Annotated in this window: 21 protein-coding genes; 9 read left to right on the plus strand and 12 right to left on the minus strand. The window is 38.4% G+C overall.

Features of this window, described 5'->3' with window-relative positions; genetic code table 11:
- The gene (locus SGI74_06175) at nucleotides 1–825 is read right to left on the minus strand and encodes a squalene/phytoene synthase family protein (protein MDZ4677081.1); all 825 of its coding nucleotides are present in this window, start codon (nucleotides 823–825) and stop codon (nucleotides 1–3) included.
- Between the two features lie 30 nt (nucleotides 826–855).
- On the opposite strand from SGI74_06175, the gene SGI74_06180 reads away from it, so the two are divergent.
- Together SGI74_06180 and SGI74_06185 are read left to right on the plus strand one after the other, a co-directional pair.
- A complete protein-coding gene (locus SGI74_06180; GenBank protein MDZ4677082.1) occupies nucleotides 856–1,812 on the plus strand; it encodes a DMT family transporter in 957 nt (318 codons plus the stop codon).
- A complete protein-coding gene (locus tag SGI74_06185) occupies nucleotides 1,799–2,263 on the plus strand; it encodes an SRPBCC family protein (GenBank protein ID MDZ4677083.1) in 465 nt (154 codons plus the stop codon). Before SGI74_06180 ends, SGI74_06185 begins: the two co-directional genes overlap by 14 nt.
- Nucleotide 2,264: 1 nt before the next feature.
- Here SGI74_06185 and SGI74_06190 read toward each other — a convergent pair whose 3' ends face one another.
- Entirely contained in the window at nucleotides 2,265–3,581 is a 1,317-nt protein-coding gene (locus SGI74_06190; protein MDZ4677084.1) for an MFS transporter, read from the minus strand.
- A 21-nt stretch (nucleotides 3,582–3,602) separates the two neighbouring features.
- On the opposite strand from SGI74_06190, the gene SGI74_06195 reads away from it, so the two are divergent.
- The gene (locus SGI74_06195) at nucleotides 3,603–4,682 is read left to right on the plus strand and encodes a hypothetical protein (GenBank protein ID MDZ4677085.1); all 1,080 of its coding nucleotides are present in this window, start codon (nucleotides 3,603–3,605) and stop codon (nucleotides 4,680–4,682) included.
- Nucleotides 4,683–4,731: 49 nt separating this feature from the next.
- Here the strand turns inward: SGI74_06195 and SGI74_06200 are convergent, their stop codons facing one another.
- From SGI74_06200 to queG, 3 genes are all read right to left on the minus strand, one after another.
- The gene (locus SGI74_06200; protein ID MDZ4677086.1) at nucleotides 4,732–4,980 is read right to left on the minus strand and encodes a glutathione S-transferase N-terminal domain-containing protein; all 249 of its coding nucleotides are present in this window, start codon (nucleotides 4,978–4,980) and stop codon (nucleotides 4,732–4,734) included.
- A gap of 66 nt (nucleotides 4,981–5,046) precedes the next feature.
- Nucleotides 5,047–5,694 carry an MBL fold metallo-hydrolase gene (locus SGI74_06205; GenBank protein ID MDZ4677087.1) on the minus strand — a complete coding sequence of 216 codons (648 nt, stop codon included), beginning with the start codon at nucleotides 5,692–5,694 and terminating at the stop codon, nucleotides 5,047–5,049.
- 7 nt (nucleotides 5,695–5,701) lie between these two features.
- Nucleotides 5,702–6,664 carry a tRNA epoxyqueuosine(34) reductase QueG gene (gene queG, locus SGI74_06210; GenBank protein MDZ4677088.1) on the minus strand — a complete coding sequence of 321 codons (963 nt, stop codon included), beginning with the start codon at nucleotides 6,662–6,664 and terminating at the stop codon, nucleotides 5,702–5,704.
- A gap of 15 nt (nucleotides 6,665–6,679) precedes the next feature.
- On the opposite strand from queG, the gene SGI74_06215 reads away from it, so the two are divergent.
- The 6 genes from SGI74_06215 to SGI74_06240 all read left to right on the plus strand — a co-directional run bounded on the left by SGI74_06215 (nucleotide 6,680) and on the right by SGI74_06240 (nucleotide 13,084).
- Nucleotides 6,680–7,888, plus strand: coding sequence for a CCA tRNA nucleotidyltransferase (locus SGI74_06215; GenBank protein ID MDZ4677089.1), 1,209 nt, complete (start codon nucleotides 6,680–6,682; stop codon nucleotides 7,886–7,888).
- Nucleotides 7,889–7,964: 76 nt separating this feature from the next.
- The gene (locus SGI74_06220) at nucleotides 7,965–8,441 is read left to right on the plus strand and encodes a hypothetical protein (GenBank protein MDZ4677090.1); all 477 of its coding nucleotides are present in this window, start codon (nucleotides 7,965–7,967) and stop codon (nucleotides 8,439–8,441) included.
- Nucleotides 8,442–8,686: 245 nt separating this feature from the next.
- Entirely contained in the window at nucleotides 8,687–10,315 is a 1,629-nt protein-coding gene (locus tag SGI74_06225) for a hypothetical protein (protein MDZ4677091.1), read from the plus strand.
- A complete protein-coding gene (locus tag SGI74_06230) occupies nucleotides 10,312–10,821 on the plus strand; it encodes a hypothetical protein (GenBank protein MDZ4677092.1) in 510 nt (169 codons plus the stop codon). Before SGI74_06225 ends, SGI74_06230 begins: the two co-directional genes overlap by 4 nt.
- Before the next feature lie 332 nt (nucleotides 10,822–11,153).
- Nucleotides 11,154–12,071: a hypothetical protein gene (locus SGI74_06235; GenBank protein ID MDZ4677093.1), complete on the plus strand. Its 918-nt coding sequence runs from the start codon at nucleotides 11,154–11,156 to the stop codon at nucleotides 12,069–12,071.
- A gap of 422 nt (nucleotides 12,072–12,493) precedes the next feature.
- On the plus strand, nucleotides 12,494–13,084 hold the full coding sequence (locus tag SGI74_06240) for a transposase (GenBank protein MDZ4677094.1): 591 nt from the start codon (nucleotides 12,494–12,496) through the stop codon (nucleotides 13,082–13,084).
- Between the two features lie 342 nt (nucleotides 13,085–13,426).
- On the opposite strand, the gene SGI74_06245 is transcribed toward SGI74_06240, so the two are convergent.
- The 7 genes from SGI74_06245 to SGI74_06275 form a co-directional block, all read right to left on the minus strand.
- Nucleotides 13,427–13,999: a biopolymer transporter ExbD gene (locus tag SGI74_06245; protein MDZ4677095.1), complete on the minus strand. Its 573-nt coding sequence runs from the start codon at nucleotides 13,997–13,999 to the stop codon at nucleotides 13,427–13,429.
- Nucleotides 14,000–14,049: 50 nt separating this feature from the next.
- Complete coding sequence (locus SGI74_06250) at nucleotides 14,050–14,502, minus strand: biopolymer transporter ExbD (GenBank protein MDZ4677096.1); 453 nt, start codon at nucleotides 14,500–14,502, stop codon at nucleotides 14,050–14,052.
- A gap of 6 nt (nucleotides 14,503–14,508) precedes the next feature.
- Nucleotides 14,509–15,156 carry a MotA/TolQ/ExbB proton channel family protein gene (locus SGI74_06255; GenBank protein MDZ4677097.1) on the minus strand — a complete coding sequence of 216 codons (648 nt, stop codon included), beginning with the start codon at nucleotides 15,154–15,156 and terminating at the stop codon, nucleotides 14,509–14,511.
- A gap of 117 nt (nucleotides 15,157–15,273) precedes the next feature.
- Nucleotides 15,274–17,391: an AgmX/PglI C-terminal domain-containing protein gene (locus SGI74_06260; GenBank protein ID MDZ4677098.1), complete on the minus strand. Its 2,118-nt coding sequence runs from the start codon at nucleotides 17,389–17,391 to the stop codon at nucleotides 15,274–15,276.
- 59 nt (nucleotides 17,392–17,450) lie between these two features.
- Nucleotides 17,451–20,678: a tetratricopeptide repeat protein gene (locus SGI74_06265; GenBank protein ID MDZ4677099.1), complete on the minus strand. Its 3,228-nt coding sequence runs from the start codon at nucleotides 20,676–20,678 to the stop codon at nucleotides 17,451–17,453.
- Entirely contained in the window at nucleotides 20,675–22,111 is a 1,437-nt protein-coding gene (locus SGI74_06270; GenBank protein MDZ4677100.1) for a hypothetical protein, read from the minus strand. Before SGI74_06270 ends, SGI74_06265 begins: the two co-directional genes overlap by 4 nt.
- Nucleotides 22,101–22,354 (minus strand): hypothetical protein (locus SGI74_06275; GenBank protein MDZ4677101.1); only part of this gene is annotated, 254 nt, incomplete at its 5' end. The genes SGI74_06270 and SGI74_06275, both read right to left, overlap by 11 nt.

The following is a 22,354-nucleotide window of genomic DNA, read 5'->3' on the forward strand; positions in this document are numbered from 1 at the left end:
CTAGGGTTTACAACTTAATGACTTTGGTAGAATGAGCATTTTTTCAAAAAAAGTCAGTTGTTGCGTTTTCTCAAGTACTGCTGAACCCTTATTTTTAATTTTCCTTAAAATTCGAGCCGTAGTTAATGAAACCACAGTAGCTGCGTATTGACTTCCATCTTTTTCCAATAAGTTAATACCGCGCCAAGCAACTGCATTGAAATTCTCAGCAGTTTGCACGACCTTATCTAAAGTCTTTGAGGTAACTTGTCCGTTTTCAAGCCAAGTTTGTGGAACATAAGTTTTGTTTGCTTTTTGATCTAAGTTAATTTGAGCTGCAATTCGCGAAAGCTCAAGAGCGATTCCTAAACTATCAGCTTCATGCAGTGGTACTTGGTCATGAGCTAAAATCATTGAATAAATTTGGGTAATGCAGCCTTTGGCATAATGACAGTATTCGATGAGATTAATTTCTTCTAGAGGCTGCTTAAAATATTCGCTTAAATGAACCCCAGTTAGAAAATCATTGAAAAATTTTTCTGGAATTTCATAACGCGAAATCGCCTGCTCAAGGGCAGGTTCTATGGCGTGATTAAAATACTTACGATCATGTTTATAGGCTCGTTTGATGATATCTTCGCATTTTTTAAAGTGCATTTGTTTTTGCCCAGGTGTGTGGGTGTTTTTCATACCATGGGTAGTAATCATGGTGAATGCGTGAGTTGCGTAGAGGGCCTGACGTTTTGCTTCGGGCAAAAACCTAAATAGATAGTAAAATGATTTAGAATAATGCTGCGTTATTTTACTGCAGACTTGATGGCTATGTTTATAATCTATTGAGTTCATTTATTATTTTTAATCTATGGAGGCATTGTTTTGCCAAGTAAAAGTACGAAGGTTCAATATCTTTCTATTTTAGGCTTGTTTGTGGCCACAATGGCTTGGGGGGCGAGCTTTTTCTTGGTTAAAACGGCCACAATGCAGGTAGGTATTTGGCCGTTTTTATGGTGGCGGTTTTTATGTTCCGTAATTTTAATTGCCATGATGTTTCCTAAACGCCTTTTAGCAAGTAAGCCCCCTGTCATGAGAGCGGGTGCAGTTGTAGGAGGTTTACTTTTTGGGGCTATCTGGACACAAACCTTGGGCCTTCAATATACAACTGCTGGAAGATCAGGTTTTATCACGGCACTGTATGTTCCTTTAACGCCCCTTATTGCATGGATTATATGGAAACAAAAAATAACTTTTAAACAAACCCTGGTAATGATTTTTGCACTTTTTGGACTCTATGTGCTTACACAGGGTGAGAATCTCGTCACAGGTTTTTTTGATTGGTTTAATACAATAAACACAGGTGATGCCTGGACAATACTTACAGCCCTTATCTGTGCACTTCATATTTTGGCGGTTGAGTATTATTCAAGGCGTGAGGCCGACAGTATTAACTTAGGGATTTGGCAATTTATTTGGTGTGCGATATGTGCTGGTGGAATTTCTTTATGGAGTTCTCATAAAACTGAAGATGTCTGGAACATTCTAAGTTGGTCACAAGAACCCCTATTGGCACTTTTTGTAACCGTCGTGTTTTCAACATGTTTTGGGTTTACAATGCAAATTATATGTCAAAAAACCATTGGGTCACTTAAGGCCGCATTGATTTTTGCACTTGAGGCGCCCTTTGCTATTATGTTTGCATTTTTGTTCATCGGTGAAAAAATGGGTACTCAAGAAGCAGTTGGCGCTTTAATTGTTTTTTTAACTAGTATCATTCCCGAGTCTTGGCTTATTAAGACACATAAATCGAAGGAGATAATTGTTCATGGCCCACTTTGAGTTTTCATCTGTACTTCCGTTTCCACGAGCCGATGTTTTTGAGTTTTCCACCGACCCTGAAAATCTCTCAAAAATTATGGTCGATTTTAAAATCGAAGCCACATCCCCCATAACTAAACTTAAAAAAGGTATCGAATATGAAATGCGGATCTCTCGATTTGGCATTTCTGTAATTTGGGGAGTTGTCATTGAAGAGTTGATTCAAAATGAGCTTTTTCGTGACAGACAAAGTCACGGGCCATTCTCACTTTGGGTTCATACACATAAATTTGAAGATCATGGGCATGGTACATTGCTTACGGAACTTATTGAGTATGATTTAGCTTTTGGCATACTTGGTAAATTGGCTGACGATTTATTTATTAAAAGAGAACTCCAAAAACTTTTTGAATCTCGGCATGCAAAAACATTAGAGCTTTTAACTCAAGTGAAAAATAAAAAAAATAAATAGATTATTTTTTCTTAGTTTTTCTTTTTCCATAAACCACAAGCTTTGATGTCATTCCCATTGCAGATTTAAACCCAGTGGCTTTTAAGAAAACTTCACTAGCTTTCACCGGAGCAATAACTCTCACTTCTTCAAGTTTTTGCCCAAAGAGTAGAAGTGCTAAAATGCGTAATATTCCACTAATGATGAAAACTATAATAAATGGATTCATGCTTTGTGGGTGCCACTGAAAAATCGCAGCCCCAATAAGACCGCCTAATAATCCAAAACTTGCGACTAAGATATTTAGATAACTTGTAATTTGTGTACGTTCATTGGGCTTAGTTGCGTCGAGTAAAAAAATGAAAGTTGATATTTCATATCCCGCCCAAACAAATCCTGTGAATGCTTGTGATAAGAATAAATAAATTGGTTTTTGAGTGATAAGCCATGGGATTAAGTTAAAAGCCATGAGTGTGCCGCAGATATTTAGAATTTTTCGTGCACCGAGTTTGTCACACATCTCACCCCAAAAGGGGAATGTGATAAATTTTGTAAGTGCAGTGGCGCTAATAATTGCTGTGTAAGTGAGGTAATCGATTTTATACTCACGAATCATGAGTGGCGTAAAATAAGCAGCTGACACAAACACTGCCAAATTAAGCATGCACATGTAGAGTATAAGCATTCCAAAATTTTGCTTTGGCAGATCTTTTAAAAATTTAAAAAAGCCTTGAGGGTGTGCTGCTGGTTCATGATGTGGAGGGTCATTCTTTTTTGTGAGATAAATTAAACTAATTATTCTTGAACCAAGGGCTAGAGCAAAAAGTATGGCAAAGCCTTCTAGCTCCTTTGATTGCTCTTTAAAATAACGAAGTATAAAGCCTGCAACCGTCATTGAACCAAAAGTGCCGATAGTGACGATTCGATTTCGTCTACCAAAGTAGAGACCACGTTGTTGTGGGGTGACTAAATCGCCCATCCAGCTGTTCCAAACGGGGCCGATAATGGCGTTGGAAGCGAAGTAAAGACATACAAGTAGAATGTAAATTTCTAGTCGTAAACTAGTAAAATAATAGGCTAAAAAGAGGGGTATAAGTGTTATGAGTTGAGTGAAAACGCCAAAACATACGATGTTTCTTCTAGACGCAATTCGTTTTTCAAGTGACACCGTAGCAAATTGAGAAATACCGGCTAAAAAGGGCGGAACACTCGTTAACAGGCCGATTTGGAAATTATTAGCCCCCAAAAAAAGTGCGTAGGCAGAAAAGTAAGTTTCGCTAAAACCCACCATACAACTGTAGAAAAACCCATCATAAATCGAATAGACTAAGCTTTTCACCCTAGCTTTATAGGAAGATTGATGACGCAAAAACTGACTCCAAAAAGTGTTCCGATTTATGGGGGAAAACCAATTCCTTATTCTCTAAAACCTGTGATTTTGACTAAGGAGGCCTCTTTATTTATTGAAACATCTTTAACTGAAATTCTCAAACAAGTTGAAGATTTTACGACTCAAGCTTTAAAAGATAAAAAAACTTTGGTGCAACTGGGTTTACCTGGCGACCTAGACCCTAGGCCAACTCCTTTAGGTCTTCACATACCTTTTGCGCGGTTTGATTTTTTATTTGATGGTACCAATCTTAATATCATTGAGCTCAATACCGACGGAACAAGCGGTTATAACACCACAGAATGGGTTGCAGAGGCTGCGGGCTTAAAACCTGAAGAAAACCCTAATCATGGATTGTCAGATAAACTTCTAGACGCACTTTTAGAGCATAAGCCTCAAGCAAAAGAAGTGGTTTTAGCAGATTTTCCACATCTTAATACTTCTTGGGAGCAAGATGATCTTATTGAGCGCTGGAAACAACGCATCTCTTGTCATCGTGCTGACCCCAAACTTAAAAGCTGGAAGAACAATGCGATTATTTATCGACGTGTCTTGAGCTGGCAATTAAGAAGCCAACCTGCAAGGGCAAAGGCGATGCTTGATGATTGGAAAGCTCAAAATGTAACTACACTTGGCGGGTGGTCTAGTGATGTGGGTATGAGTAAAGCTTGGCCAAGTTTTGTGAAACCAAAACATTGCCCTGAAACTCAGATTATCGATATGAACCTAGTTAAAAAAATGCAAAATGAAAAAGAAAAATGGGTTCTCAAAGGGGCTTTAAGCTTTTCTGGTCAGTCAGTTATTCGAGGTATCGATTTGCCAGATGACCGCTGGAAAAATTGTCTGCTTCAAGTACTCGCTGAAACCGAAGCTAAAAGACCCTGGATCGCACAACAAAGAATTAATCTACCATTGTATGAAGACAAACCCACTGAATACGGAATGTTTTTTCTAAACGGTAAGCCCAGTGGTTATATGTGCCGGTGGGGTCATTCAGAAGTTTTATCTGATACATCTACAGAAGTTTTTAGAGCGGTGAAGATTGTTTAAATTTTAGTAATTTCACCTGAGATAAGGTCAATATAGGAAAAGAACCCAGTTAGCCAATATTAGATTTATTCTCTTTAAGCCAAGCGATGATTTCATCAGATTCAAGCATGGGTTTGCCATCGACAACTAAGCAGGGTACTTGCTCATCATCATTAATGGCTAAAAGCCTGTCTCCTGCAGCTGGGTCTTCTAACGTATCATACATCGCGATCTTATCTTTGAGCCCTAATTCATTAATGGCCTTAATAACTCGTTTGCAATATGGACATGATTCGAAATGATAGAGTTCAAGTTTCATAGGCTTAATGTGTACATGTAACTTGCAGTTGGCAAGGAGAATATTATTGGTAGGCGATAAAAAAATTTAAGGAAGTGCTATAAAGTCTTGTAACGACTTTGCAATTAAAGTTGGGTTTTTTAGCATTTCAATCTCAATTGTTGATGTGGGTGTTACGCCATAGTCATGCCCCGGAAAAACTCGGGTGGTGGCTGGTAATTTTTTAAGTTTTTGCAGACTTAAAAATAAATCACTATCACTGCCTCCGGGCAAATCAGTTCTCCCACATTGCCCAACAAAAAGGGTATCACCACTTAAAAGTTGATCATCAATAAGATAACAACATCCACCTTCTGTATGCCCTGGTGTATGAAGGGCACGCACCAATATTTCACCAACTTGAAATTCTTCGTGATCTTTTAAAGGTTTATGAAGAGGAATTTGAGCACTTTGTAACCTTTGTTTTTCAAATTCATGGGCTACTACTTTGGCATTAGGAAGTATTTTTAGCATTTCAGGAAACCCTCCAGCGTGATCTGAGTGGCCGTGTGTAGCAATGAGATATTTGATTTCTGGAGGATGTTGCGGGTTAAAGCTATTCACCCATTTTATGACACGATCAAATTCAAACGCTGAATCAACAAGGGCCGCTGTATTTGTTTTAGAACAGTAAATGAGATAACAAAAGTTTTTCTCAGGCCCAATGAGTAATGAATGAATATTTGCGCGTAACATAAGTTTATTATCCTTCTAAATTTTCTAAAACAGTAAAAGCATTTCGCTTAAGATGTGGGGGTTTGGCTCGATTTAATGAAGTATTTTGGACATCTTTTTTTAAATCGCTATCCGTTGTTTTAAGTAATGATCTTAAATCAATTAATCCCGATTCTTTTTGCGGTGAAAGCTGTTGGGTTCTTCTTGATTTTTGATTCCACGGGCAGACATCTTGGCAAATATCACAGCCAAAAAAATTCGTACCAAAATTTTTTGACAATTCTTTTGGAGGTTCTTCGTTAACTTCAATTGTCCAATAACTAATGCATTTTTTGGCGTCAAGTTTGTGAGGAGCCACTAAAGCTTTTGTGGGGCAGGCATCTAAACATTTTGTGCAAGTTCCGCAATGATCCATCACTGGCTTATCTTGTGGCAATGAAAGGGTTGTGAGGATTTCACTTAAGAAAACAAAACTTCCAAATTCTTGATTGATGAGACATGTGTTTTTGCCTATCCAACCAAGCCCTGATCTTTGGGCAACGTCACGTTCAAGCACTGCTTTTGTATCAACGCAGCTTAAAAACCCATGAGTTGGATACATCATTTTTAGTTCACTTATTAATTTTTGATGCCTAGCCTCAATTTCAAAATGATAGTCAGTGCCTCGAGCGTAACGTGCGATCCAGCCTTTTTTATCTTTTTTAAACTCGTCTTTGAGATCAATACTCAGCGGTTCTTGAGTGTCATAGTTGAGAATAAATGAAATCCAAGATTTTGCATTATGAAGTAAAAGCTGTGGGTTTGATTTTCTCTCTTGATGCCTGGCCAAATAGCTCATTGACCCATGTTGCCCCTCAGCAATCCATTTTTCGTAATAATCCATCGTTGAAGGGCGTGTAGCTGACGTGAAGGCTACTTCATCAAAGTATTTACGACCCAGAATTTTGATCTGGTCAGCTGTAGAGATGGACATTTCATCAAGAGCATTCATAAAATAGTCTATAATATGGAAATCTTTAAAAAACACCCTCAATGGAATGATGTGAAAAAAATCTGTACCAAGCTGCATGGAAATGGCTATACGGCCTGGCTTGCAGGCGGATGTGTACGAGATGGGCTTTTAGGCATCATGCCCAAAGACTTTGATATCGCAACAAATGCTCGGCCTAAAAAAGTCGAAAGTTTCTTCAATAAGACAGTTGATGTTGGTAAAGCCTTTGGGGTGATTAGAGTCATTGAGGCTTCAGGAGATATTGAAGTCGCAACATTTAGAAAAGATGGTTCATATACCGACGGGCGGCGCCCTGATTCAGTTGAACTAGCGACACCTCAAGAAGATGCTAAACGTCGTGATTTTACTATAAACGCACTTTTTTACGATATTTTTGAAGGTGAAGTTCATGACTTTGTAAATGGAATGGTTGATCTAAAGTCACGAATCATTAGAACAGTTGGGTTACCTGAAGATCGTTTTTTAGAAGATAAATTAAGAATCATACGGGCAGTTCGTTTTGTGTCCCAGCTTGATTTTCAATTAGATAAGTCTACTTATGACGTCATCACAAAATTTTCACAAACTATAACAACAGTGAGTTGGGAACGCATAAGTGATGAATTAGAAAAGTTACTTTCCGGAATAAGACCAGATCGAGGCCTTGAGCTTTTACAAGATTCTGGTTTGTTAGACGTTATATTTCCTGAACTCATATATGACTCTAAGATCGTCGATTATTTGAAAAACACTACAGGTGATTCTGACCAAGTAATTCTAGGTTGGTTATTTTTATTCTCTTTGATTCAAAATGCTGATGATCATGCTAAAATATTTAAACGACTTAAATTTTCTAATGAAAAAGCACAAAGCATTGCGACAACTCTAGAAATTGCGACGAGTCTGCTTATTTTTGATCGATTAAATACACCAGATAAAAAGAAAACCGCTGCTGAAAATAGAACTGAAACTGCAATCAAGTTTTTAGATATTCAAAATAAGATTCAACCTGAAATACTTCAATACGTGAAAGCGAATCGTATACTTCCCAAACCTCTTATTGAGGCGGCTGATTTGATGTCTTTGGGCTTAAAACCAGGAAAAACCTTAGGTGAATCACTTCAAAAGGCATTTGATGCGCAACTTGAGAATGAGTTTACTCATAAAGGGGAGATCCTCACCTGGATAAAGCAGAATTTAATAGTTAAACCGCCTGATAATTGAGCATTCCTGAAATATTTTCTATTGCTGATTTGATATCGATCTCGCATACTTGATTTAATAAATTAAAGAGGAACTTGTGCATTATCAGACTAAAATATTTAGCCTAATTGCGTTATTAGCATTGAATATTTCATGCTTTCAAAGCCCTGTGCCCCAAGGTTTTAACGCGGGCAAAAAAACCGGTGATGTTTTTTTGATTATAAAACCCATTGCACCCTCTATAAATTGCGGATTTGTTTACTCAGGCAATAATAAAGATTTTGAAGTCTTATCCTATACCCTCTTGAAATTAAAAAAAGATGACCAAACAGGCGAGTATAACGCACTTGAAGAAGTTAGATTTAAGCGAATGCGCGTCGATGCAGTACGGGCTAAATTTAAAGCCAACAAAGAATTAAAAACTGATTACGTACTTTATGAAAAACAATTGTTTCTCGATATACTTCAAGAGAATGAAAAACTACTCACTGATATTCCACTTATCGAACCAAAAAATGAGTTTTCTTTACTGATTAAATATCATGGAAATTCACTAGAAAAGTGCCTGGAATAAAGTTTTGCTCAAAAAAGTGCTTCGAATAAAACTTCCCAAGTTTTGTGTCTCAAATAAAGTTTATGAAAAGCGTTTAATTTAAATACAAAATATTCTAATTATACAAATTTTCTTAATATAGACCTCTATCTAGCGCTGTTATCACATTGAATTTAATCTGAATTTAACTTTACAGACCATGGTCTTTTGGGCATGGCCATTGCTTTACTTTAAGAAAGGGGAAGTTCATTCAAACGGGGGTAATAATGAAGTATCTCGTATTCGTGGTAAGTGTTGGTTTCGCATTTGGTTGCAGTGATGCAAGACTTGCCAAACAAATTCAAGCCGCATCAGTTAAAAGTGAGGGCTATTTTTGTACTCAAGCGCCACAAATTAGTAATGGCATAACAAAATTCATGTTCGTCATTGATAAATCAGGTAGTAACGTGGACACAGACCCCGGCAATGCAAAACGCGCTGATAACATCGAACGTTTTTTTAACAGCCCCGCTAGTAGTCCGAGACGTGATAATCCTAATATTGCCTGGGGCTACATTGCCTTTGCTGGTAGTTCAGCCACTGCATTTATTAATGACGGCAATGATCAAAATCCTACATTTGTTGGAGTACCAAATAACATTGCGGCTATGAATAATGCTTTGGCACTTCAACGTGGCCCTGACAACGACCTAACACCTTATCGTGCTGCAATTGCATTAACTAAAAAAGCCATCATCAATGACCAAGCACTTCACCCAAATGAAACTCATAACTATGTTGTATTTTTCGTTTCTGACGGTCGACCAACTGATTATGGAGCTGAAGGCCCTGCAGGGGCTGATGCTTTTAGCGATGTTGATGATCTCGTGAATACGATTCCGGGAAAAATAACTTTCAGCACTGCCTATTATGGTGCTTTTGACCCGGCAACTGCCGATGGTTTAAAACAAATGGCAGAACATGGACACGGTAAATTCGTTGATACCAATGCAATGCCTGATTTTGAAATCGATGATTTGCTCAATAATGCAGGTGCGCACGCAGACACCTATCAGGTGAATAAGATTTTAGTCTACAATCTAAACAGTGCAGTTTGTTTAGATAAAAAAAGAATTTCACTTGATTCAGATGCCGATGGTTTATGTGATGATGACGAAACCTATACAACAAAAACAGATCCACAAAATCGCTTTTCAAAAGGTGACGGGTACGGAGATTATTTCCATTATATTTCCAAAGTAACTGGAGGGTCTTTACCTGTTTGTTATGATCGCACTGATGAAGACTTTGATCTTCTAACAGCATGTGAAGAGCTCTACATGTATAATGAGCATCCCACTGGAACAAAATTAAACCGAGCTGATGCGAAAAATCCTGATACTGATTTCGATTGGTTTATCGATGGTATTGAGTATCTTATGCTTAAAAATCGTTCATCAGCACTTGATATGTTTAATGTTTTTAAAAGCTATGATGGTGAACCCGTGAATGCGGGTGAGCAAATCACCCAACATCGTAATCCCTTATTTTATGATTACAATATGGCACCAACAGAGATGTACGACACACGTATTGAGTTTGATAAATATAATGATCAGGGTCAAAGTTGTTATCGATTTAAACAAGATAATCTTAAATTATTTCACACTAAGTCTGTTAGTGCACAAAACTCACTAGGGCCTTTGTATGCGCATAAAGAGTGGGATAATACAGTACTAATTTATTACATTCAAAGTCTTGAAAAAGACCCTACAGGTGCTGGTTATTATGCGTACAGCGTTCAAACTTTGAGTGGAAACCCTGGTACAATAAAACGATTGGGCCGTGACAGTGGGCTTCAAGTACGTGATGGTACTTTTACACTTTATCAAATACCGGAGCCAGCAAAGCCATGAAGACCAGCAAAACCATGAAGACCAGCAAAGCCATGAAGACCAGCAAAACCATGAAGACCAGCAAAACCATGAAGACCAGCAAAGCCATGAAGACCAGCAAAACCATGAAGACCAGCAAAGCCATGAAGACCAGCAAAACCATGAAGACCAGCAAAGCTATGAAGGTCAACAAAACATTTTTGTCTTACAATTCTGTTAAAAAAGCCCTCATATCAGGTGTTAGATTTCTCAAAACATTAGGAATGTCCCAGAGCAAGTTTATTGGCAAGACTGTGTTCGTGCTCTTGATCTTGTTTATTCTACCGTTGGAATCAGCTCATGCACAAACAAAGGCTCGACTTGATCTAGATGATATGATGATCAAAGGCGAGCTGCATAACGATGATCGCCTCATGATTCTTGCTCGTCAAAAAAATGAAATGAAAAATTTTATAAAATTTCGCACAAGTTTTCGAGAAGAAATGCTTCAAGAACTACCTGTACCTAAAGCCCGCCGTCGCTATTAGAGCCTGTCTAAACTTTAGACACCTGATTTTACTCTAAGCACAGAGATGTGGTGAGTGTAATTGTACTGCCTTATGCGTGGTCTAGATTTCGCAATTTGAATCTACAGAACATACTCAAACATACGAATGCCAGTACGCCTGAATTTGATTGAAGTGGGAGTTATATGAAAACCGATGTTGTTACTTTGATAGAACTACCAAAATTTAGAAAATATGCATGGTTAAGATCGGGTACCGCATTATTAAGGTCAGGCGTATTGTCAAAATCTCTGAGCACATTAAAAGTTTTCAGTATGTTTTGTGTTCTGACAATATCAGTCAATAGCCTGGCAATGAATGACGAAACCAAAACAATTGCAGATTTAGTAGATGATACTCCCACATACTCTATTGAACGCGTTCGGGCACTTATGAATTTGCGTACTACTTTAGCGTCAGAAGGTGTTGCTCCGAATAAAATCGCGGCATTTATAAAAGAAGTTGAAATTGGCCTTGATACAAAAAATACTTCTCCCAACATGAACAGCTCATTAAGACAAAACATCCCATTAGAAAAAATAGCAAATGCTCAAAAGTCATTAAATGGGGCAAGCTTTTATAAAAAATATATAAGCCGAGATCACACTTTGATGGGTAAAATGCAAGAACTTGTTAGACAAGCAAGAAGTTCCTCGATCAAACCTCTTGCCGCAGCAGCTGTTGCAACTGGCGTCATTGCTGGAGGCTTATACTATGTGAAAGATTATTTAACTCCCGAGGGGCGACGTTTAATTGCTGAAAAAAAGCGCCTTGAAGCAAAATTGAAATCAGAAGAACTTAATCGTAGAATGCCTGGAAATTTAGAAAAATTCAAAAATTCAGATGTTGCAAAATTGGCCAACGTGCTTCTTGCTACACAGGATTACGATTATTTCGTAAGCCAGTTCTTTTCAAGTCCAACATCTGTAGCAAAGATCAAACAAACTCTTTTCGACAAGTATCCCTATGACGACCTTTGTAATTTAGACGCTCGTTTTGTCATTGAAGATCTTTTTCTCTGGGATGCTGATCTAACAGTGAGTAACAGAATCACCGTTCAGCCAAACTCATTGGCAAGAAAACGTTATAAAGAATTAGCAGCTCAAAATTTTGTAATTAGTGAATGTAAATTGGCGAAAAATTATTTTATCAAGTCATCTGACACTACAACCGACATAATTACTGCCAAAACATCTGCTACTGGTACTGCCTCCAGCTCACGAGCAAATTAGAGAACACAGGGAATGGCAGAGAACACAGGGAACCTTCTGGGGTACAGCAAGCTCGCTGAATAACGCCAGAGTACGCCACGTTTAGTTTCCGGTTTCCCCCACAGCTTACGAGCAAATTGTGATACTGCAACGATTTGATTACCCTTCAATTACATGATTTCTATACTGCAACGATTTGATTACCCTTCAATTACATGATTTCTATACTGCAACGATTTGATTACCCTTCAATTACATGATTTCTACAATTCACATAATATGACATTGCCCCACTGTTTTTATTGATTTCCGTAAAAATTCTAATAGTATGCGAACAACTCGAAAGGGGTAATTCAGGGTCGTGTTATCCAAGGTTGATTAAAGGTCGTATAATTCATAGATCAAGATACATATTGTAAATATTTGAGGCGAAATAACAATTTATGAAGAAAATCTTGAAGCAACTCACATTTGAAAAAACTAAAACTTTTGCTGATTTTAATGACAGGGTAGAACATGGAGGGTCTACACGTATTGGCAAACGTAAACTTTATCGGCCGTTTAATTCAAAAAAAGCAATTCATCTTGTTTTAAGATCGACAAAGGCTCATGGTCAGTGGTCGATGCTCAAGAAACGTAACGAAAATACAATTTCACGACTCATATATTCTTCAGCAGCGAAGAATATGATTAACATTCATAAATTTGCAAATTCTGGCAACCATTTGCACGTTTTACTTAAGGCCCCATCTAAGAAAGCGTTTCAAAAATTTCTAAGAACCATAACAGGGCTTATTGCTAGACATGTGATGAATGCTCGCAGAGGCTATGCAAAAGGAAAATTTTGGAATTCACTCGCATATACAAAAATGATTCTAAGCATGCACCAATTTAAGAATACGGCGAACTACATCTGGAAAAACGCATTGGAAGGGTGGGGAATCATTCCACCGCGATCACAGGCATTAGGTCGCGTTAAAATTAATTTTTTAATCGATGATTGGTTGCAACAAAATCGAATTTACGATGGCTAACGCAGCTGAAGTGGTGAGAAAGAATGAAGACAGAGGAAGTTGAAAAAAAGAAGGGACCGCAGGAAGATGAAAGAGGTGAGAAAGAATGAAGGCAGAGAAGAAAAGGCCGAGAACTGAAGGGATGAGAAAGAGAGGCAAGTAGTAGTAAAAAAGAAGCCAAGCCAAATCAGATCAGTTCAGATCAGATCGAAGAATAAGAAAACCGGGGGAGGATTAGCTCGAAGAATACGAAAGAAAAAGTAGAAGAAAGAAGGGGAATTCACAATCAATCGATTTGAACTTCGTATAGTGGGAGTGTAAGTTCTGCGCGCGTAAAACGCAGTACCGGGGGAGGATCAGCCTTTAATTCGTTGATTCAGGTGTTAGAGGGCTTCCTGCTCCGTCTGCATTGACGGCGAAGTTGATTCCGACCCAACCTTCGCTGATACAGGTTTGCATGACTCGCTTTATGTAAACGAGTGGGGTGCTTTCATCTGCTTGAATGTTTACACTGCCAGAAAATGGTTGGCCGGGATGAATTGTTTCTTCGATAATTCGAATCTGTTTTAAGGCGTTGGCTAGTTTTGGTAAATTTTGATCTTTTTCTTCAAGATAGATTGGGTTGTCTCCCACTTTTTCAGTTTCTAAAATTACGCTAGATGCGGTTATCGTAATGAGCGGAGCACTTTGCAATGGCTTTCCGTAGTTCGCTTGAGGAATCTTGAGATTTTTTTGGATATAAAATACTTCACCCGTTGCAGAAAAATTCATTAATAAAAAAATTACTAAGACTGTAAACATATCGATCATGCTGGTCAAGGGAAGATCAGCTACGACATTGGCTTTATGATTGGTATTTCGCCTCTCACGTAATTCGTGAAGATCGTACTTCGGACGCAAATGATAACCCGGTTTGATGATGAGCTTTTTTTGCACTCTAACACAGCCTTAGTTCGTATTAATTGAAACTTCTCTAAAACACGGCCTTAGTTCGTATTAATTGAAACTTCTCCAAATAGCTCACTGGTCATGGTGTCCATTAAATGGATCAAATGTTTATAGGGGGCTTGACTATCAGTATTTAAAACCAAATCAGATCGGTTGGGATATTTTAGTTTCCACTCAGCAAGTTTTTTCTTAAGTGCTTCGTAATCTGGATTGCCAGTATTGTGTGGGATTTTTACGTTTGCCGATCCTTCACCAATAAGAAGATGATCTAAAAAGAGCGAAACACTGAGATCGACTTTTTTATCAGGCAAAGCAGTATTGTTCACATTATCTGTTGGGGCTGAGCCTTGAGTTGAAAGTACTGCAATTTGTTGCCAAACGGCAGTTATCAATAAAAAACAAATCAACGTTGAAAATAAGTCAATAAATGGAACTAAATTTAAATCAGCGCTAACACCCTTTTTTCCACCGCCAAGACCACCTGCACTCATCTAGAATTATCTCCTTGTGAATTTATCTCTGTTGGCCAAGATAAAATTCAAGGTAGCCACTGCGGCCTCATGAATATCATCAACAAGATCTTGAGCTTTTGACTGTAGATATCCGTAAATACCTAAAAGTGGAATAGCTACGATGAGTCCGAACGCTGTACAATTCATTGCTTCAGCGATTGCTTTTGCAAGCAAGCCGGCCTTTTCACTTGGACTCACATTAGCTACAGCACCAAAGGCGCCGATAAGACCAACGATGGTTCCGAGTAACCCGATTAAGGTGGAAAGATTTGAAAACATAGCTAACAAACTTGTTCGTTTTTCAATTCGAGGAATTTCACGAAGAGCCACAGCATCCATGGCTGTTTGAACTTCTTCAGCATCTTTATTACTTGCTACAGCCATCAAACCTGCTTTTACAATTTTTGTAATTGGACTCGATGCTTGAGAGCAAACGGCAATGGCGCGCTCGAGATTACCCTGTAAAATAAATTGATTGATACGGTTTAAAAAATCATCTTTTTTAACTGTACCAGCTCCGGTGAGATACATGAATCTTTCAATCGTGACAGCAAGTCCAATGAGTGAAACTCCTAAGATCGGCCACATGAAAAATCCACCGTGATGAAACGCTTCTGCTGCTGAACTTAACATTGTGCCTGCCCCCTTGGCTCATCGATGTGTGAACGATTTAATATTACAAAAAAAGTCTGGATTTAGACAAAGGACTTTAGACTAAAGTGCAAAAACTAGACTTAAGTGATTGTAATCTTAGAGTCGCCCGAAGGGAAAACCGATGACTGGAGTTGTCGTTTGACCATTTTTAGCTGATGGGAATTTCATACTTGTGAATACCCCTTTTACACATTCAGCAAGTGCGTCGCCTTGGTTGACAGTACTGCGTTTTACGCGCACAGAACTTACACTCCCACTAGATGAAATATCCCATTCAAATTCCATACGCCCTGCAAGGTTTGGATCCATCAGTAGGCTTCGCTCATAACAATGCTGAACTTCGGTGAGATATTTATTAACTACTGCTAATACTTGGGCACGAGTTAGTCCTTCATATTTTGCATTTTGTGCAAGCTTTGGTTCGCCCACAACAACACCGGCCACACTGCGTGCACCAGCTTTGCCTTTAAGACCTTGCACGCCATAACCTTCACCACTACCCACACCGAAGCCTTTTGTTTTCACTGAGCCACCACCCGTAGGTATATTGCCGTGAGTAGAAGGAAGTGTGCCTGCAAAATTACTTGTATTAACTTTTGTAGGGCCGCCAGCATTTTGATTGATATTAATATTAGCAGGCACTCGCACTTGAGGCGCGTTTGATATTGCACCAAGCGCTGCTAGCGCACCAAGGGATTCAACTTTTACAGGAGGTGGTTCAGGTGGAGGCGGTTTATTGACCTTGATTGGATACTTATTCGTATTAGCCATAACTTTCGGAAGTGGTATTTGTTTTTGAGGAACCTTCACTACAACTTTTTTTGGTTCAGGAATTAAAATGGGTTTAGGTTTTGGTTCCACTTTTTTAACTATTTTTTTAGGCTCAGGTTTTTTCTTAGCAATTTCTTTTTTTGGTGGGGGAGTCGGTTTTGGTTTTTCCGGTTTCGGCGTTGGCGTTGGCTTTGGTTTTTCAACCAATAATCTTGCAAAACGTTCAGGTACATTTTTTAGTTTTGGAGCAGGTAGCTGTGGAGGATTCGCAAATATGAGCATGGCAACCAATGCGGCATGTAGAATACCGGAAGTAACAACAGCTTGTTTTACCGCAGTTTCAGCATCAGAGATCCTTTTTGCTACCAGTGGCGTTGATGCTGGTACAAAACGCAGATGAACTTTGAGCCCATGTCCGAAATCTACATGTACGATTTCATGATTCGCAGCTCTTAATGTATTTCCAAAACCCGTTGCGCGCAGCTGCCCCGTACTAACAAGATCACCCATGGCAATGGCCTCATGACCTCTATTGAGTGAAACATTGATTCCTTGGGGGATAGTAAATTGAATGAAATCATTGGCTACACGGGCGAGCGGCCATGGTTCGCGTAAAAGTGGAAGTGGTAAATTACTTTGTGTAGCAGGCCCTACAATAATTGTTTCGCCTACATCAAATTCCTTCACATCATAAACTAAATCATGCCAAATAATAACAGCTTCAACACTTCGTACACGCGCTTGAGACAAACCGCTGTGGTACTCAGTTAAGTCAGGTAAAAAATCTCTGGTTGAAACAGGCGCGAACATCCCCGTTAAAATAGATGGATCTTCTGGAGGGATGATAGGCTTGTGATTATTTTGAATGCCAACCAATGGAACAACACCACGGCCACCCACACTCATCGAGGCACTATTTATTCTCGGCTCTAATTGAATTGATTTCGGACGGGTCATGGGGGCATTAAGCTTAGGTGATTGTGGTACTGAAATTGGTTTTTCTTCTGATAGTCTTTCGGTTTGCAAAAGTTTACTGGCATCAAATGCCTTATTGAAATCTAGTTTTTTTTCAGTCAACAAAGTCGCAACAGTATCAACACTTTTTTCATGCAGTTCCAGCCCTGTTGATGGCAACACTTCAACTGTTATACGAAGACTTGCGATTTCAAAAGCGAAATCATTTTTGAAATCGTGGCGTTCAACTTTCTGACTATCAACCCTGATGCCGTTGCTACTTTTAAGATCAAGAACATACCACTCACCATTTTCTTCAGAAATAGAACAGTGAACACGTGACATAAAACTGAATTCAAGGGGAACTTGAAGTGTTTTACTTCGCCCGAAACTAATTGGATATTGCGTAAATACTTGTTCAAATATTTTCTCAGTATTGTTGTGAACAATTACGCGCAATGATCTTGATAAATTTTTAAGAATCGACAAAGAGTTATCTCCTTCTCTTCTCTAAACTAATCGGCGGATTTACCAAATAAGTTAATGAGTTACAGAGAAAGTGCACTTATCCAGGGATGCAAAGTTCCAGACGGACGTCCAGATGCTTTTGCCTTATTTAAATAACTCTGCAGTTTAGTCTTAAAGCCAAATTGTTGATACATTCCAGCTAGACCATAGAGGGCTAAGGCTGAGCGTGAATTGTGCTGCAAAGCTTGCTTGAATGCAGCTTGAGCTGATTCAAGATCGTTCATAAACAAAAAGGTCTGGCCTAATTGGGCTTCTGCAGGTGCATAATTAGGTTGAATCTCAAGCGCACGACTCAATATAACTCTTGCCATGGCGTAATCACGAACACGCATATAAGCTTCTGCTAACTGCATCAAAAGTTTTACGTCACGAGGTGTATCAAAAAGTTTGCGCCTGATTCCGGCGGCCTCTGGTGGAGTTGAATCACTTGCTTTGGCCAGAATTTTTTCTTCCACAGATTCATCTACCATCTCGAGTCCTTGGCTTTGACATCCTTTTACAAAACCTGTGAATACTTCAGATTTTTCAGCGTTTTGTGTACAAGAACTAAAGTAGTTCTTTGCTTTTTGAATATATGTATTCGATTGCTGAGCAATAAGTTGTTTGTACTGTGTTTTCTGACCGTCATTAAGACCAGCAGGAACAGCGGCTCCTTTGATGAATTCTGAAAATTCGAGATTGGCTCTACCTAATTGATAAAGTGCTGCAATTGTCCAACGACCATTGCCGAATTTAATTACTTGGTTGAATTGATTAATAAGTTGTGTGAGTTTCGCATTTTTTAATTGAACAAGCTTAGCTTCGTCTTGCCCTGTACCGAGCCTCATTGCTTGATAATCTTTTAAAGCTTGCGTTGAAAGTAGATAAAGCGAATGAGCTGCCATTTTCTTTTCTTCAAAATTAGAACCAGCCATACCTGAAGCTTTTGCTAAATAGGGTTTGCTTTGTTCAAATTGTCCTTGGCGATAAAGCGATAATCCTAACCAATAAGTACTTTCAATATTGCCCATAGATTTTGAAGTTAAAGTCTGTGCTGCTTCGCTCCAAGATTGTGATGATATCTGCTGCTTAGCTACAGCACTAAAGTTATTAAGATCGCGGTAATCTTCTGCAGCCTCTTTGTAATCACCCATAAGTTCACGCATCGAAGCAGCGTTTTTGAGTAATGACGGCCCAGCTTTATCTTTACGATACTTTCTAGCAAAAGTTTCAAAATATTTCGCTGCTCGTTTATAATCCGCGGTATTTAAAGCCATTTGACCCATATCACCAACGACTTGCTGCGCGTAACGTGAATCTCCATGTCTTACAAGAAGTTGCTCGCCAATTTCATAAGCTTGTGTGTCTTTTTTTGCTTTCAAAGAAACAAAAGCTTCATAGAGTGCTTGGTCGCCCAAGCTTGAACCTTTGTACTTCTCAGCAAAGCCTAAGAGTTTTTTTGCATAATCACGGCTTTTCGGATCACCAGCTGCGCTCTCAATTTTTCGATATTCGGCTTGTTTGATGATATCTGATACGTCTGCCTTAAACTGTTTATTCGTAATACGCGGATTAGCAACTAATGCTTTTCCGGCTTTAATCATACCTTCGAAGTCTTCTCTTTGATTGTATGAATCTAAAATTAAATTTCCAGCAGTCGTCGCCTCTTTGTGATTTGGATAAGCATTGATAAATGAAGTGAAATTCTTAACAGCCCGGTCAAAGAGCCTTTCATCATAATATGTTCTTCCAATGTTAAACATTACCATCGCACTTGCTTTATCACTTGGATAACTCTTTAAGAAAATTTTACCTGTTGCACGAAAGCCATTTCGAGCTTCAATAAGTTCTAATTTAGAGAGCTTTTCAGGTTCTTTGAGTGCGAACGCAAAACTTTGTATCGCTGAATCCAAAACTTCTTTTTTAGATTGAGCTTTTGGTTGAGACGTGATTTTTTCATAAAAATAACCAGCACGTGAATACTTTTTAAGAGAAAAATAACTTTCTGCCAAATTAAGCATGAGCGCGTCTGAGTACTTTGAATTTGGAAATAAAGTTAAGTAATTTTGATACCCATCAATTGCTGCGAGATAATCTTTTTCTTGTTTAGTAAGCTTAGCTGTCTTCTGAAGACGAGTGGTAATATCACGCAAATAAATTTCAAAATTTTTCTCAATCTTAGTTTTTTCAGCCTGCTTTAAGTCTGTTGAACCTCTTGCTCGAATGAGGGTAATGGTTATTTCATCGGGCATCATGTCTAGAGGCCAAGATCTTTTAGATTTTCTCAAAACTTCATAAAATCTATCTACGAGCTCAATTCTGAGTTCTAAATCATTTGTAATATCAAAGAGTCTAAAAAAGAGTGGGAAGGTTTCTTCAACTTTATTCTTTAATAAAAATCGCTTAATGAGTTTATCCAATACCTTGGCCAATGCTGGCCTGTTGGGCGCAAGTCGTTCAAAATATTCTAAAGCGTTGGCGCGCCCTGCTTCATGTTGTTTTTCTTCAGAATAGGGCCAAACAAGTGCCAGCAAAGCATCTCTACGCACATCGCTTTTTTTATAAACGTCCGGAAGTAAATCTGAAGAAATCTTTCCATCAATGATGATCACACCTTCGAAAGCGAGGAGGGCGTCTTTGAACCTCTCCATATTGATATAACACCAGCCAGTTTTGTAGCGCGCCAAAGGCATAAATGGATTTTGTGCGCGCCCTAATATTTTTTGATAAACATCTAAAGCCAATCGAGGGTCTTTTTTCTGTTCTAAAAAATAATCGCCTAAAATGAGTTGTGATTCTTCCCAATACTGAGATTTAGGATACTCCGTTGTTAGTCGTATATATGTCTTCACCATATCTTCGACATTGCCCATTTCTGTATACTCGTGAGCCATGTAAAACAATGCTTTGTCTAATATGTCGCTTTTAGGGAACGTCTCTAAGATACGCTGATAAACTTCAATAGCTTGTTTTTTTGTTTTCTTGCTGTCAGAAAAATCAAGCTCATTAACAGGAGCTCCCGGATTTTCTTGTCGTGTGATTGTGACTTGGTATCGACTTTTTTCGACGTATAATTCAGCTAATACAAAATAAAGTTCAGGCAAGAAGGTAACATCTTTAACAACACGCATTTTGCCACGAGTGACTTCAATTGATTTATCAATCTTAATCAAATCAGATTTAAGTTCAGAAAGACTCTTTTTCTCTTGAGCAATGGACTCTAATGAAACAAAAACCAAAAGAATTACGATAAACGATCTTAACTTCATTTATCGTCTCCTGATTGTGAGCATCGAGACTCGATAAAAACTTTATAATCTTCTAATTCATCGAGCCAAAATTCGCCTGTGCCTGTCCAGTAGATTTTTTCAAAACTAAGATGTGGTATTTCTTCTGGACTGTATTTTAACTCTGAACCTCCTCGGTTAATGCGTAAACTATCAAGTCGGGTTTGATAATCGAGAAAATTAAGTTGTTCTTGCCAATCTATTAACTGCTCTGCTGTTTCTCGTGTTTTATCTTGTAAAATCCAATCTAATCTTTCGTTTACTTCTTTGATTTTGGCTTCATAGCGTTTTTTAACGATTGGATAAAAAAAGTAATCCTCCCAACCAGTGTCATTGAGATTAGCGTATTCAGCTTTCAAAGAATTTAAGAGATTAACCCATTTTTGAATGCGTTGATCGAGAACAGAAATATTAATAATCATCTGATCTTTTCTGAGATCTTTTCTTTTGTTGATTGCGGTCATCGAAGCTTGAAAGCGTTGCTTGAATTCTTTCATTACTTCATAAACTGAATCAAAGTAACAAAGCTCTTTATACATAATCATCTTTAAAATGTAAGGCTCTGGAGTGCGCGAAGTATCAAAAATGGGAGCTTCAAGTGCAGCTAAAAGACCAAGTGCTTTTGAATAATCTTTTTCATAATACTTAGCCCAAGCTCTTTCAATTAGAATAAGCCCTTTTTCTCGAGGATTAAGTTTTACATTCTTAAACAGTGTATAGGCTTTAGCGTGGTCACCTTTTTCAAAAATGAGACGCGCCCATTGATGTCCAGCTGCTGACTTGATGTCTTCAGGGGCTGCTTGATTGTTAGCAATTCCAGAGAAACGCTCAATTGCTGAATCAATACGATCGCGTGCGACTTCACCAAGAGCTGTAAGGTATTTAATTTTGAAATCCCAGTAAGAATCCAAAGTAATTTTTTTAAAGTTTTCTTCGCCCCATTTTGTGAAACCTCTTAGCATATTGAACATCCCTTGCTCAAAATTCACAAAATCTTGTGTTGCAGGAGGTAACAGGGCATGTTCAATATCAACAACGATTTCACCAATCAATGAATCTTCATCTACGGGGAATTTTCTAACCGCTTCTTCAACGCCAGACATTGCCAACGCCGCCACTTCAGTGCCTATTTTAGCTTTGATGACCTCGGATTGAATTCCGGTGGCAGCAAAATTAAATCCCTTTTTTTGCAATGCCATAGCGATCGCTACTTTAGCTTCTGCATTCTCTAATGAATCTTTTTTTGTTGCACGATATTGGTCAATGGCAATTTCAATCATATTCTCATAATTTAAATCTTTAAGAGAACTTTCGATTTCTTTCCAGAACTCTGGATTTACAGGTTTGTAAACGGGTAGTTGCCCTTGGCAAGTTAAGCTAATAAAGAAAATAAAAAGAAAGATTTTAATCTTCAAACTCTTCCTCCTGATTATTTTCTTCATTCTTAGAACCGAAAATGTAGGCAAGCCCTACAACGAGTGCGAGATTGTTTCTCGTGCTAGAAAGATAGATGTAATTTCTAAAATCAAATTTTAGGGCAAATGAATCACTGATGAAATAACGCATGATGAGGCCTACGTCGATACATGTTTTTGAGCCGGATGAGAATTGAGCCACGCCCGCACCAGCAACAAAAGATACTTCGGAGTGAATGATAG

This window comes from Oligoflexia bacterium, assembly GCA_034439615.1.
Taxonomy (GTDB): Bacteria; Bdellovibrionota; Bdellovibrionia; order JABDDW01; family JABDDW01; genus JAWXAT01.